The organism is Aquabacterium lacunae, from assembly GCF_004310865.1.
GTDB classification, from domain to species: Bacteria; Pseudomonadota; Gammaproteobacteria; order Burkholderiales; family Burkholderiaceae_C; genus Aquabacterium; species Aquabacterium lacunae.
The window spans coordinates 667,233-681,274 of sequence record NZ_SIXI01000002.1 but is presented as its reverse complement, the minus strand read 5'-3'; the positions used below and the strand labels follow the sequence as shown (position 1 = coordinate 681,274).

Annotated in this window: 12 protein-coding genes; 11 read left to right on the top strand and 1 reads right to left on the bottom strand. The window is 66.7% G+C overall.

Features of this window, described 5'->3' with window-relative positions; translation table 11 throughout:
- The first annotated feature begins 43 nt into the window (after positions 1-43).
- A complete protein-coding gene (locus tag EYS42_RS06840; RefSeq protein WP_165456649.1) occupies positions 44-1,687 on the top strand; it encodes a GMC oxidoreductase in 1,644 nt (547 codons plus the stop codon).
- A gap of 101 nt (positions 1,688-1,788) precedes the next feature.
- Here EYS42_RS06840 and EYS42_RS06835 read toward each other — a convergent pair whose 3' ends face one another.
- Positions 1,789-2,358, bottom strand: a complete 570-nt coding sequence (locus tag EYS42_RS06835) for an outer membrane beta-barrel protein (protein WP_130967081.1) — start codon at positions 2,356-2,358, stop codon at positions 1,789-1,791.
- A gap of 174 nt (positions 2,359-2,532) precedes the next feature.
- On the opposite strand from EYS42_RS06835, the gene leuC reads away from it, so the two are divergent.
- The 10 genes from leuC to trpA all read left to right on the top strand — a co-directional run bounded on the left by leuC (position 2,533) and on the right by trpA (position 14,041).
- Positions 2,533-3,942, top strand: coding sequence for a 3-isopropylmalate dehydratase large subunit (leuC, locus tag EYS42_RS06830; protein WP_130967080.1), 1,410 nt, complete (start codon positions 2,533-2,535; stop codon positions 3,940-3,942).
- An 11-nt stretch (positions 3,943-3,953) separates the two neighbouring features.
- On the top strand, positions 3,954-4,082 hold the full coding sequence (locus tag EYS42_RS06825; RefSeq protein WP_130967079.1) for an entericidin A/B family lipoprotein: 129 nt from the start codon (positions 3,954-3,956) through the stop codon (positions 4,080-4,082).
- 6 nt (positions 4,083-4,088) lie between these two features.
- Positions 4,089-4,736, top strand: a complete 648-nt coding sequence (gene leuD / locus EYS42_RS06820) for a 3-isopropylmalate dehydratase small subunit (RefSeq protein WP_130967078.1) — start codon at positions 4,089-4,091, stop codon at positions 4,734-4,736.
- A gap of 31 nt (positions 4,737-4,767) precedes the next feature.
- Positions 4,768-5,844: a 3-isopropylmalate dehydrogenase gene (leuB, locus tag EYS42_RS06815; RefSeq protein ID WP_130967386.1), complete on the top strand. Its 1,077-nt coding sequence runs from the start codon at positions 4,768-4,770 to the stop codon at positions 5,842-5,844.
- A 41-nt stretch (positions 5,845-5,885) separates the two neighbouring features.
- Positions 5,886-7,019, top strand: a complete 1,134-nt coding sequence (asd, locus tag EYS42_RS06810; protein WP_130967077.1) for an aspartate-semialdehyde dehydrogenase — start codon at positions 5,886-5,888, stop codon at positions 7,017-7,019.
- A gap of 286 nt (positions 7,020-7,305) precedes the next feature.
- Positions 7,306-10,182, top strand: a complete 2,877-nt coding sequence (locus EYS42_RS06805) for a FimV/HubP family polar landmark protein (protein ID WP_130967076.1) — start codon at positions 7,306-7,308, stop codon at positions 10,180-10,182.
- An 11-nt stretch (positions 10,183-10,193) separates the two neighbouring features.
- Positions 10,194-11,135, top strand: coding sequence for a tRNA pseudouridine(38-40) synthase TruA (gene truA / locus EYS42_RS06800; protein WP_245503533.1), 942 nt, complete (start codon positions 10,194-10,196; stop codon positions 11,133-11,135).
- Positions 11,136-11,255: 120 nt separating this feature from the next.
- Complete coding sequence (locus EYS42_RS06795; RefSeq protein ID WP_130967074.1) at positions 11,256-11,930, top strand: phosphoribosylanthranilate isomerase; 675 nt, start codon at positions 11,256-11,258, stop codon at positions 11,928-11,930.
- A 36-nt stretch (positions 11,931-11,966) separates the two neighbouring features.
- Positions 11,967-13,214, top strand: coding sequence for a tryptophan synthase subunit beta (gene trpB / locus EYS42_RS06790; protein ID WP_130967073.1), 1,248 nt, complete (start codon positions 11,967-11,969; stop codon positions 13,212-13,214).
- Complete coding sequence (gene trpA / locus EYS42_RS06785; protein WP_130967072.1) at positions 13,211-14,041, top strand: tryptophan synthase subunit alpha; 831 nt, start codon at positions 13,211-13,213, stop codon at positions 14,039-14,041. Before trpB ends, trpA begins: the two co-directional genes overlap by 4 nt.
- Position 14,042: the final 1 nt, after the last annotated feature.

Sequence of the window (14,042 nt, the reverse complement as noted above, 5' to 3'; positions counted from 1 at the left end):
AAGCTGATGACATCAAGCAATGGAGATGGGTGCAATGAGCCACATGAATCGCAGAGACTGGGGCCGCCGTGTGCTGGCGGTGGGGGCACAACTGGGCCTGGGCAGCGTGACCCTGCCACATCGGGCGCTGACCCTGGGGGCCGCGTCCACCGGCGCGCTGGCCGGCTTGATGGGCGAGGCCGCCTATGCCGCGCAAGCCACCCAGCACGTGAAGAACCTGGTGGTGGGCAGCGGTTACGGTGGCGCGGTGTCGGCCTTGCGCCTGACCGAGCGCGGCCAGCCGGTGCTGATGCTCGAAATGGGTCGCCTGTGGAACACGCCCGGCAAAGACGGCAAGGTGTTTTGCAGTGCCATCTCCCTGGACGATCGCGCCATGTGGTTCAAGGACCGGGTCAAGGCCGTGTTCTCGTCGGTGGGTGGCATCATCCCGACCAACCTCAGGGTGCCTTACGGTGCGGGCATCCTCGATGCGATTTCGTCGCCCAACATGGACGTGTATGTGGGGCGTGGCGTGGGCGGTGGTTCTCTGGTCAACCTGGCCATGCTGATCACGCCCTACCGCGAAACGCTGCAACGCATCATGCCGGCCAGCATCGACGTCAACGAGATGTATGCGCGCTACTACCCGATGGCGCTGGCCAAGCTGAAGGCCCGCAAGGTGCGCTCGGCCTATTACCAGGCCAGCGCGTATCACAAGTACGCCCGTGTGGCCTGTGCCCAGGCCGCCAAGGCGGGCATCCCCTGGCGCATCCTGGATTCGGGGTATGACCCCGACTACATGGAGCTGGAGGAGGCCGGCAAGGTGCCCAAGTCGGCGCTGGGCGGCGAGGGTGGGTTCGGCAACAACCATGGCAAGAACAGCCTGGACAAGACCTACCTGGCCGACGCCATGGGCACCGGCCTGCTGACCATTCAGCCGCTCACCGAGGTCACACTGATCGAGCGCGCAGCCGACGGACGCTACCTGGTGCACACGAAACAGATCGACCTGACGGGGCAGGTGCTGGCCACCAAGGTCATCAGCTGTGAGCGCCTGTTCCTGGGCGGGGGCTCGATGGGCACCACGCAGCTGCTGGTCAAGAGCCGTGCGCTGGGTGCCTTGCCCAACCTGAACGACCATGTCGGCACGCGCTGGAGCTCCAACGGCGAGATCTTCATGGTGCGCAACGTGTACCAGTCCACCGGCGCCAAGGTCTCGGTGCTGCCGGTCACGGGCATCGACGCGCGCGACCACAAGGATCAGCAGGTCTATTCGATGAACATCCCGCTGCCGCTGGGCATCGACACGTTCCAGACCTCGCACATCAGCATGACCCAGACGCCGGAACTGGGTCATTTCAGCTTCGATGCCACCTCGCAGCAGAGCGTGCTGAACTGGTCGGCCACGGCCAAGAACGGCCCTCTGGCCAGTGCGCGTGCCGTGTACGACAAGATCAACAAGGCCAACGGTGCCACCTACAGCCGCAGCTACTTCAGTGGCAAAGATGTGGGCGACAACGCCACCTACCACCCGCTGGGTGGCTGCCCGCTGGGCCTGGCCACCAGCGACATGGGCGAGGTCAAGGGCTACCCGAACCTGTTCGTGATGGATTCGGCCATGTTCCCCGACTCGCTGGTGGCCAACCCGGCCCTGTCGACTGCGGCCTTTGCCGAGCACCACATGGAGCGCATCCTGGCGCGCGCTTGAGTCGGCGTACCCCGCTGAAGCCCGCGCGCGAAGGCACGCGGGCGCCATGAAAAAGGCCCCGCCATGCGGGGCCTTTGCTTTGCAGCCTCGGGTTGCCGGGCTCAGAAACGGCCGCTGGCACCGATGCCGAAGGCCGTGATGTTGGCCTTGGTGTTGCTGGCATCTTTGGCGCGCGTGAACTCGGCACCCACCACCGCTTCGATCTGAGGGGTGATCGCGTACTGCACGCTCAGGCCTGCCACGGGCTGGATCGAACCCTTGAATTCTTCAGTGCTGCCGTTGCGCTGGGTGGTGCGCACGTAGGCCACGCCCAGTCGGGCGGTGACGGTCACGTCGTCCATGACGCCGTAGCGGTAGGCGGCCATGACCGTGCCGGCATTGGCGGTGGTGCTGGTGGTGCCGATCTTGGCGCGGCCGTAGTTGCTGAAGCCCACTTCGGCGGCGAAGCCCATGCCCAGTTCGGCGCCCACCGAGGCCTTGATGAATTTGTCCTTGTTGTCGCAGGGCGTGGCACCTGCGCAGTCGAACGAGGCCTTGTCGATGCCCAGCAGCACAGTGGCGTAGCTCTTGTTCTTGGAGGGGGCGGTTTGCGCCTGGGCGACGCCGCTGCTCAGTGCGGCCGCGGCGACCAGGCCCAGGGCCAGCTTCGAGGCCAGGAAAGAGGCTTTCATGATGTGGTTCAGAGGGTCGTGATGATGCCTTGCAGGATACCGGAAAGGCCCTTGCGGCCCCAGGGTGCCCACCCCCGGATCAACCCGCTGTGCGCCAGGGACGTGAGGGCTTGGCGGGGACTGTCGCTAAAATGTCGCTTTTCCCCTGCCGTACACCCCAACGGGCCAATTTCCATGGGACGCACCCTCTACGACAAGCTCTGGGACGAACACGTCGTCCACACCGAAGACGACGGCACTGCCGTGCTGTACATCGACCGCCAGCTGCTGCATGAAGTGACCAGCCCGCAGGCCTTCGAGGGTCTGGACATCGCGGGCCGCAAGCTGTGGCGCCTGTCGGCCAATCTGGCCGTGAGCGATCACAACGTGCCCACGACCGACCGTCGCGATGGCATCTCCGACCCGGTGTCCAAGCTCCAGGTCGACACGCTCGACACCAACTGCGACCGCCACGGCATCACCCAGTTCAAGATGTCTGACAAGCGTCAGGGCATCGTGCACGTGATCGGTCCGGAGCAGGGCGCCACGCTGCCCGGCATGACCGTGGTCTGCGGCGACAGCCACACCTCCACCCACGGCGCCTTCGGTGCGCTGGCTCACGGCATCGGCACCTCCGAGGTCGAGCACGTCATGGCCACCCAGACCCTGCTGGCCAAGAAGGCCAAGAACATGCTGGTCAAGGTCGAAGGCACGCTGGGCAAGGGCGTGACCGCCAAAGACATCGTGCTGGCCATCATCGCCCGCATCGGCACCGCTGGCGGCACCGGCTACACCATCGAGTTCGCCGGCAGCGCCATCCGCAGCCTGAGCATGGAAGGTCGCATGACCATCTGCAACATGGCCATCGAAGGCGGCGCCCGTGCCGGCCTGGTGGCCGTGGACGACACCACCATCCAGTACGTCAAGAACCGCCCGTTCACGCCCTCCGGCGTGGAATGGGACCAGGCCGTGGCCTACTGGCGCACCCTGCATTCCGACCCTGACGCCCATTGGGACGCCATCGTCGAGCTCAAGGCCGAAGAGATCGAGCCGCAGGTCAGCTGGGGCACCTCGCCCGAGATGGTCGTCGGTGTGACCGACCGTGTGCCCGACCCCGAGAAGGAAAAAGACCCGGTCAAGCGCTCGGCCATGGAACGCGCCCTGCAGTACATGGCGCTCGAGCCCAACAAGGCCATGAGCGACATCCATGTCGACCGCGTCTTCATCGGCTCGTGCACCAACAGCCGCATCGAAGACATGCGTGCCGCCGCTGAAGTGGTCAAGCGCATTGGTGGCCGCGTGGCCGCCAACATCAAGCAGGCCCTGGTCGTGCCCGGTTCGGGTCTGGTCAAGGAGCAGGCCGAGCGCGAAGGCCTGGACGCCATCTTCAAGGCCGCAGGCTTCGAGTGGCGCGAGCCTGGTTGCTCCATGTGCCTGGCCATGAATGCCGACCGCCTGGAGCCGGGTGAGCGCTGTGCGTCCACCAGCAACCGCAACTTCGAAGGCCGCCAGGGAGCTGGTGGCCGCACCCACCTGGTCAGCCCGGCCATGGCTGCTGCGGCGGCCATGGAAGGCCATTTCGTCGACGTCCGTCGCATTGCCTGAAGGAGATCGCCATGAAACGTCTTTTCGCCCTGATCGCTGTGGCTTCCCTGTTCGTGCTGGCCGGTTGCAACACCATGCACGGCATCGGCCAGGACATCCAGAAAGCCGGTGACGCCATCTCCGGCGCGTCCAAGAAGTAAAAGACCATGCAAGCCTTTCGCATTCACAAGGGCCTGGTGGCCCCGATGGACCGTGAGAACGTCGACACCGACGCGATCATTCCCAAGCAGTACCTGAAGTCGATCAAGCGCACGGGCTTCGGCCCCAACCTGTTCGACGAATGGCGCTACCTCGACGCCGGCGAACCCGGCCAGGATCCGGCCACGCGCAAACCCAACCCCGACTTCGTGCTGAACCAGCCCCGCTACCAAGGTGCGTCGGTGCTGATCGCTCGCAAGAACTTCGGTTGCGGCTCCAGCCGCGAGCACGCCCCCTGGGCGCTGGACCAATACGGTTTCCGTGCCGTCATTGCGCCCAGCTTCGCCGACATCTTCTTCAACAACTGCTTCAAGAACGGCCTGCTGCCCATCGCCCTGAGCGAGCTGCAGGTGGACAACCTGTTCAACGAAGTGGCGGCGTTCCCCGGCTACGAGCTCACCATCGACCTGGAGCGCCAGGTGGTGGTCAAGCCCGACGGCACCGAGCTGGCCTTCGACGTGCAGCCCTTCCGCAAGTACTGCCTGCTCAACGGCTTCGACGACATCGGCCTGACCCTGCGCCATGCCGACAAGATCAAGGCCTTCGAAGCCGAGCGCCTGGCCCAGAAGCCCTGGCTGAACAACCGCATCGTTTGAACCCGAAGAAGAACTGAGAACCACCATGGTCATGAAGATTGCTGTGCTGCCGGGTGACGGCATCGGTCCCGAGATCGTCGACGAGGCGGTCAAGGTGCTGAAGGTGCTGGACCTGCCTTTCCAGCTGGACGAAGCCAAGGTCGGTGGCGCCGCGTTCGACGCCCACGGCCACCCGCTGCCCGAGCACACCCTGAAGCTGGCCATGGACTCTGACGCCGTGCTGTTCGGCTCGGTGGGTGACTGGAAGTACGACAAGCTCGAGCGCCACCTGCGCCCCGAGCAGGCCATCCTGGGTCTGCGCAAGAACATGGGCCTGTTCGCCAACTTCCGCCCGGCCATCTGCTACCCGCAGCTGACCCACGCCTCCAGCCTCAAGCCCGAGCTGGTGGCGGGTCTGGACATCCTGATCATCCGCGAGTTGACCGGCGACATCTACTTCGGTCAGCCCCGTGGCCGCCGCGAGGCCCCGGACGGCGAGTTCAAGGGTGCCCCGGAAGCCTTCGACACCATGCGCTATTCGCGCCCGGAGATCGAGCGCATCGCCCACGTGGCCTTCCAGGCTGCCCGCAAGCGCAACAAGCGTGTCACCAGCGTCGACAAGGCCAACGTGCTGGAAACCTTCCAGTTCTGGAAGGATGTGGTCACCGAGGTGCACGCCCAGTACCCCGACATCGAGCTCGACCACATGTACGTGGACAACGCCGCGATGCAGCTGGTCAAGGCCCCCAAGAAGTTCGACGTGCTGTTCACCGGCAACATGTTTGGCGACATCCTGTCTGACGCCGCAGCCATGCTGACCGGCTCGATCGGCATGCTGCCTTCGGCGTCGCTGAACGCCAAGGGCCAGGGCCTGTACGAGCCCAGCCATGGCTCGGCCCCCGACATCGCCGGCAAGGGCGTGGCCAACCCCCTGGCCACCATCCTGTCTGCTGCCATGATGCTGCGCTTCAGCCTGAACCAGGAAGAAGCCGCCAGCCGCATCGAGCGTGCCGTGCAAGCCGTGCTGGAGCAGGGCCTGCGCACGCCCGACATCTTCAGCGAAGGCACCCGAAAGGTGGGCACCGTCGAGATGGGTGAGGCCGTGGTGGCTGCCCTGAAGGCGCAGTGACTCGTTCCGAATTCTGAGGTTTAGTTTTCAAAGGACACATCATGGCAAACAAGCTCGTGGGCCTCGTCGGCTGGCGCGGCATGGTCGGCTCGGTTCTGATGGACCGCATGCAGGCCGAAGGTGATTTCGAACTGATCGAACCCCTGTTCTTCTCCACCTCCAACGCCGGCGGCGCTGCCCCGGCCATGGCCAAGAACGAAACCAGGCTGCAGAACGCCTACGACATCGAGGCCCTGAAGCGCTGCGACATCATCCTGACGGCCCAGGGCGGCGACTACACCACCGAGGTGTTCCCCAAGCTGCGCGCCGCCGGCTGGAACGGCCACTGGATCGACGCCGCCTCCACCCTGCGCATGAAGGACGATGCCGTCATCGTGCTCGACCCCGTCAACATGCCCGTGATCAAGAACTCGCTGGCCAACGGCGGCAAGAACTGGATCGGCGGCAACTGCACCGTGTCGTGCATGCTGATCGGCGTGGGCGCCCTGTACAAGGCGGGCCTGGTCGAGTGGATGTCCACCCAGACCTACCAGGCCGCTTCGGGTGGTGGTGCCCAGCACATGCGTGAACTGCTGACCCAGTTCGGCACCCTGAACGCCGAAGTGCGTTCGCTGCTGGACGACCCCAAGAGCGCCATCCTGGAGATCGACCGCAAGATCATCGCCAAGCAGCGCTCGCTTTCTGAGGCCGAGACCGCCAACTTCGGCGTGCCGCTGGGTGGCTCGCTGATCCCCTGGATCGACAAGGACCTGGGCAACGGCCAGTCGAAGGAAGAGTGGAAGGGCATGGCCGAGACCAACAAGATCCTGGGCCAGGGCGAAGGCTTTGGTTCGGCGGCCGTGCCGGTCGATGGCTTCTGCGTGCGCATTGGCGCCATGCGCTGCCACAGCCAGGCCCTGACCTTCAAGCTCAAGAAGGACATCTCGACCGAAGAGATCGAGGCCATGATCGCTGCCGACAACCCTTGGGTGAAAGTGGTGCCCAACACCCGCGAGGCCACCATCCGTGACCTGACGCCAGTGGCCACCACGGGCACCCTGACCATCCCGGTGGGCCGCATCCGCAAGCTGGCCATGGGCCCCGAGTACGTCGGTGCCTTCACCATCGGTGACCAGCTGCTGTGGGGCGCGGCCGAGCCGCTGCGCCGCATGCTGCGCATCCTGCTGGACGCCTGATCCGGCCTGGCTGTCACGGTCTGTAGGCGAGCCATCCGCCAGCGTCTCGGCGGATGGCCTGACCGGCTGTCACAAGTTGTGACGGCCCTGTGTTGCCCTCCGGCGACAATCGCCCCTGTGCATCCCGGCAAACAAGGGGGCACACGCAGGGATCTCCTGATCAGTAAATGCGTGAGCTTGTTTCCCTATCTGCTTGATGCTATTGTGAATTCTTCTATCGTGCGGCGGTGGGGTGTTGCCCTGCGCGCTCTGGCACGACTCGGGGGACGCTTTGAACAATCGATCGATGTCAGTGGAGGCCAAGCCTCTGCCATTCGCTGCGCGCCGTGTGGCGTTGGCAGCAGCTTTCTGCGCGCTGTCTGTGGCACCGCTGGCCAGCTGGGCCCTGGGCCTGGGGCGGCTGAACGTGCAATCAGCGCTGGGTGAACCCCTGCGCGCCGAGATCGAGATCACCAGCATCACGGCAGAAGAGCAGGCTTCCCTGCAGGCCCGTGTGGCCTCGCCGGAAACCTACCGCGCCGCTGGGGTCGATTACAACGCCGTGCTGGCGGCCACCAATGTCTCGCTGGGCAAGCGAGCCGATGGCCGCCAGGTGCTGCGCCTGAGCAGTGACCGCGCCGTGACCGAGCCCTTTGTCGACGCCATCCTTGACCTGGGCTGGTCGTCGGGCCGTCTGGTGCGTGAATACACGCTGCTGTTCGATCCGCCGGCACCCAAGTCGCTCCAGCGCGAGCCCCAGATCACTGCCCCCGCCATGGACGCCCCGGCGCCTGTGCCCGCACCGCGCGCTGCCGCGCCGGCTCCTGCGCCCGTGGTGCCGGCTCCTGCGCCTGTGGTCAAGCCCCGGCCGGCACCTGCCCCTGCGCCAGTGGCCTCTGCCCCTGTGCGGCCTGCCCCAGCGCCTGCGCCAGTGGCCTCTGCCCCTGTGCGGCCTGCCCCAGCGCCTGCGCCTGTGGCTGCAGCCCCCGCCCCGGCGCCCACGGCAGCACCGGTGGCCAGCACCGATGCCGTGAAGGTGCGCAACGGCGACACCCTGTCGGCCATCGCCGAGCGCACCTTGCGCCCCGGCGTGTCGCTGGACCAGATGGTGGTCGGCCTGTACCGCAACAATCCCGAGGCCTTCCAGGGCAACAACATGAACCGCCTGAAGGCCGGTGTCGTGCTGAACGTGCCCGAGGCCGACAAGGTCCAGGCCGTGTCGCCCCAGGAGGCCCGCCAGGTCATCAATGCGCAGAGCGCTGACTTCGCGGCCTACCGCGAGCGTCTGGCCGCAGGCGTGGCCGAGGCTGCGCCCAAGCCGCAAGAGCGTCAGGCCAAGGGCAAGGTCGAGGCCGAAGTGCAGGACCGCAAGCAGGCTGCCGCACCGTCGCCAGACAAGCTCACGCTGAGCAAGGGCGCTGTCCAGAGTGGCGCCGGCGTGGAAGACAAGCTGGCCAAGGAGCGTGCCCAGAAGGACAGCGGCACCCGCGTGTCCGAGTTGTCCAAAAACCTTGATGACCTGCGCAAGCTGAAAGAGGCCGCGGCCGCTGCCAGCAAGGCGGCGCCGGCCAAGCCTGCCCCGGCCCCCGTTCCTGCGCCGGCCCCGGTGGCCAAGCCCGCACCCGCACCCGCACCCGCACCCGTACCGGCCCCGGTGGCCAAGCCTGCGCCTGTGGTGCCGTCCGCACCTGCTGTCGTGGCATCTGCCCCGGCACCCGCCCCGGCTCCTGCCCCTGTGCCCTCTGACCCGGAAGTGCCAGCGTCGGCCGCTGCCACCGAAGGCCTGACTGTGGCTTCTGCCCCCAGCGCGGCCGAGCCGGCGTCGGTGCCTGTGCCCACCATCCCGCGTCCGGTTCAAATCCCGGTCGAGCCGGTCACGGCCGACGAGCCCGGTTTCTTCCAGAGCGTGGACCCGATGCTGCTGGCGGGCGCTGGCGTGCTCGTGGCCGGCCTGGCTGGCGCAGGGTTGTACCTGCGCTCGCGCCGCCGTCCTGACAGCGCCGAAACGTCTTTCCTTGAAAGCCGTCTGCAGCCTGACTCGTTCTTCGGTGCCAGCGGCGGTCAGCGTGTTGACACCCGTGACGCCAGTGGCGGCCCCTCGTCCATGAGCTATTCGCTCAGCCAGCTCGACGCCATCGGTGACGTCGACCCGGTGGCCGAGGCCGATGTGTACCTCGCTTATGGTCGCGACCTGCAGGCCGAAGAGATCCTCAAGGAAGCACTGCGCAGCACCCCCGATCGCCTGGCCATCCGCACCAAGCTGCTGGAGGTCTATGCGAAGCGCCGTGACACCAAGGGCTTCGAGCAACTGGCGGTGCAGCTGTTCGGTCTGACGGGTGGTCGTGGTGACGACTGGGCCCGCGCCCAGGAAATGGGTTTGAGCATCGACCCAGAGAACCCCCTGTACCAGCCGGGTGGTCAGCCTGCAGCGGGTGCCGTGGGCACCCCTGAGCCGGTCGAAGCTTTGGGCGCCAGCACCGTGCCGGTGTCGGTGATGCCGGGTCTGGCCTCTGCGTTTGGCGCGCCCAACACTGCTCAGCCTTACGAGGCTGACGTGCCAGCGCAGCCGGACCTGTCGATCACGCCTGAACCGGCTGAGCAGCCTGTGGATGCAGCCATCTCGGCCTCGGCCGATGACGGCATCGACCTCGACATCTCTGCCCCGGCGCCACTCGATTTCGTGGCCGATGCGCCTGCATCGGAGGCTCTGGCGCCAGAGTTCCCGGCCGTGGCCGATCTGCCCGAAGTGCCTGCCGTGGCCGATGCGGCCGACATGACCTTGGAGTTGCCTGAGGTTTCCCTGCCTGAAGTGGAATTCCCCGAGGTGCCCGCCATGGCCGACGCGTCGCCGGTCGATGCGTTGCCCGAGTTGCCCGAAGTCGCGGACGTTCCTGAAGTGGCTGAAGCCGCTCCGGCCGACGCGGGTCTGGACTTCGACCTGTCCAGCATCAGCCTGGATCTGGACGAGCCTGCACCGCCTGCCGAAGCGTCGGTGGCCGATGCAGCGGACCTGTCGATGGACATCGCCGACGACCCCATGGCCCGCAAACTGGACCTGGCCGAAGAGTTCCGTCAGATCGGCGACGTGGATGGTGCCCGCGAACTGCTGCAGGAGGTGATCGCTTCGGCCACCGACGACGCGCTCAAGGGCAAGGCCCAGTCGATGCTCGACAACCTCGGCTGATGCATTCAGCCTTGGGATCAGACGCTGGCGCTTCGGCGCCGGCCGAGAGGGCGACCCGCCGGGTCGCCCTCGGCGTTTCATACCTGGGCGGCGCCTACAAGGGCTGGCAGAGCCAGCCCGGGGGCGGCACCGTGCAGGACACGCTCGAGGCCGCGCTGCGCGCGTTCACCACGCAGCCGGTGTCGGTGCTGTGCAGCGGGCGCACCGATGCGGGCGTGCATGGCATCAACCAGGTGGTGCACCTCGACACCGAACTGCACCGCGAGCCCTTCTCCTGGGTGCGGGGCACCAACACCTTCCTGCCGCCTGACATCGCGGTGCAGTGGGCGCAAGAGGTGCCTGGGCACTTTCATGCCCGCAACAGCGCCCGAGGCCGTCGCTACACCTACATCGTGCTGCAGGCCCCGGTGCGCCCCGCGCTGGAGGCGGGTCGGGTGGGCTGGGTGTTCCGGCCGCTCGATCAGGCCGCCATGGAGGCGGCGGCTCAGCACCTGCTGGGGGTGCATGACTTCTCCAGCTTCCGATCCAGCCAGTGCCAGTCGCCCACGCCCATCAAGGAGTTGCGCGAGGTGCGCATCACCCGCGGGCCGGCGCCGCACCTGCCCATCACGCCAGCCTCGCCCGACGCAGGCTGGGCGCCGGTTCATCCCCAGGGCACGGTCAGCGCCCGAGGGCCCTCGGCGGCGTTGCAAGGGCAGGGCGTGTACTGGCGTTTCGACTTCGAAGGCCAGGCCTTCCTGCACCACATGATCCGCAACATCATGGGCTGCCTGATCATGGTCGGCACCGGCGTGCAGCGTCCTGACTGGGTGCGCACCGTGCGCGACGCCCGCAACCGCGAAATCGCGGCCCCCACCTTTTCGCCCGACGGCCTGTACTTCCTGGGCCCCCGGTACGACCCCGAATTCGGCCTGCCCAACGTCACCCCCGCACTGGCGTGGCTGCCGGTCTGAGCAGCCACAGTTTTTTGCGATGCGGCAAGCCGCAGCCGGAAATGCTGGCCCGCAAGGCCGCTTTTTGCGACAATCCACACATCGCAGTCGCGGGGCCGCCTTGGCCGGCCCCTGTCTTGGATGTCTCCTGACGCTTCTCACCGAACGCGCATCAAGATCTGCGGCCTCACCCGCGAGGCCGACGTGGACGCCGCCGTGCAGGCCGGCGCCGACGCGATCGGCTTTGTGCTTTATGAAAAAAGCCCCCGCGCCGTGACCGCGCAGCGTGCTGGCGAACTCGCCCGCCGCTTGCCGCCCTTCGTCACGCCGGTGCTGCTGTTCGTGAACGCCACCGATGCCCAGGTGCAGGCCGGCCTCGACGCCGTCCCTCATGCGCTGTTGCAGTTCCACGGTGACGAGACCCCCGAGGCCTGTCAACGCTTTGCCCGGCCCTTCCTGCGGGCTGCCCGCATGGCGCCCGGGTTCGATTTGCTAGACTTCGCCCTTTCGCACCCCTCGGCCCAGGCTGTGCTGGTCGACGCGCACGTCGACGGCTACGGCGGCGGGGGGCAGGTGTTTGACTGGTCCTTGCTGCCCCGGCAGCTCCCGCGCCCCCTGATCCTCTCGGGTGGCCTGCACCCCGGCAATGTGGCCGAGGGCGTTGTGCAGGTTCGCCCCTTTGCGGTCGACGTGAGCTCGGGGGTTGAAGAAGGCAAGGGCCTCAAGAACGCAGCGCTGATGCATCAGTTCTGTCAGGCCGTGCGCGAGGCCGATCAACGGTGTGCTCGAGGGGCTGAAGCCCTGTCGGCGGCCTGATTCGCTTGCGCATCGCACGGCACACACACACAAGACATGTTCAAGTACGACCAGCCCGATGCCCGCGGCCATTTCGGCCCTTACGGTGGCACCTTCGTCTCCGAGACCCTGATCCACGCGCTCGATCAGCTGAAAGACGCTTATGAGCACTACCGGAATGACCCGGAGTTCGTGGCCGAATTCAAGCGCGAGCTGGCCGACTTCGTGGGACGTCCCAGCCCGATCTACCACGCGGCCCGCCTGAGCCGCGAGATCGGCGGCGCCCAGATCTACCTCAAGCGCGAAGACCTGAACCACACCGGCGCGCACAAGGTCAACAACACCATCGGCCAGGCCCTGCTGGCCCGCCGCATGGGCAAGCCCCGTGTCATCGCCGAAACCGGCGCTGGCCAGCACGGCGTGGCCACGGCCACCATCTGCGCCCGCTACGGCCTGGAGTGCGTGGTCTACATGGGCGCCGAAGACGTCAAGCGCCAGTCGCCCAATGTGTACCGCATGCACCTGCTGGGTGCCAAGGTGGTGCCGGTGGAGTCGGGCAGCAAGACCCTGAAAGACGCGCTGAACGAAGCCATGCGCGACTGGGTCACCAACGTCGAGAACACCTTCTACATCATCGGCACGGTGGCCGGCCCCTCGCCATACCCCGCCATGGTGCGTGACTTCCAGAGCGTGATCGGTGAAGAGTGCCTCAAGCAGATGCCCGAGAAGATCGGCCGCCAGCCCGATGTGGTCATGGCCTGTGTGGGCGGTGGCAGCAATGCCATGGGCATCTTCTACCCTTACATCCCTCATGAAAGCACCCGCCTGATCGGCGTGGAAGCCGCAGGCGAGGGCGCCAGCAGCGGCAAGCATTCGATGTCGCTGCAACTGGGCTCGCCCGGTGTGCTGCATGGCAACCGCACCTACCTGCTGCAGGACGACAACGGCCAGATCACCGAGACCCACTCGATCTCGGCCGGCCTCGATTACCCGGGCGTGGGCCCCGAGCATGCCTACCTGAAGGACATCGGCCGCGCCGAGTACGTGGGCGCCACCGACAAGGAGGCCCTGGAGGCCTTCCACCGCCTGTGCCGCACCGAGGGCATCATCCCGGCGCTGGAATCCAGCCATGCCGTGGCCGCCGCCATGCGCATGGCCGCCACCATGCGCCCCGACCAGGTCATTCTGGTGAACCTGTCGGGCCGGGGTGACAAGGACATCGGCACTGTGGCCGACCTGACCGGCGCCGAGTTCTACTGCCGCCCCTCGTGCCGTGGCCTGGGCGTCAAGGGAGGCCAGGCATGAGCCCGACCAACCGCATCGACCTCGTCTTCGGGCAGCTCAAGGCCCAGGGCCGCAAGGCGCTGATCCCCTTCATCCATTGCGGCGACCCCTACGCCGACCTCAGTCCCGAGCTGATGTGGGCCATGGCCGATGCCGGCGCCGACGTGATCGAGCTGGGCGTGCCCTTCTCTGACCCGATGGCCGATGGCCCGGTCATCCAGAAGGCCGCCGAGCGTGCGCTGGCCCAGGGCGTCACCCTGAACCATGTGCTGGCCGACGTGCAACGCTTTCGCACCCGCAACACCACCACCCCGGTGGTGCTGATGGGCTATGCCAACCCGATCGAGCGTTACGACCTCAAGCACGGCGAGGGCGCTTTCGTGCGTGACGCCAAGGCCGCCGGCGTCGATGGCGTGCTGGTGGTCGACTACCCGCCCGAAGAATGCGAGGCCTTCGCGGCCCGCATGAAGTCGGCCGACCTGGCCCCGATCTTCCTGCTGGCCCCCACCTCCACCGAAGCCCGCATGCAGGCGGTCGGGCGCGTGGCCAGCGGCTATGTGTATTACGTGTCGCTCAAGGGCGTGACCGGTGCCGGTCACCTCGACACCGATGCGGTGGCCACCATGGTCCCGCGCATCAAGCAGCACGTGAAGATTCCCGTTGGCGTGGGCTTTGGCATCCGCGATGCCGAAACCGCCAAGGCCGTTGCGCGCGTGTCGGATGCTGTGGTGATCGGTTCGCGCATCGTTCAGTTGCTGGAAACGCAGTCCCGCGAAACCGTCGTGGACACTGCCAAAACATTCATCGCCGAGATCCGTGCGGCGCTGGATTCCCTGAAAGGAGCCTGAC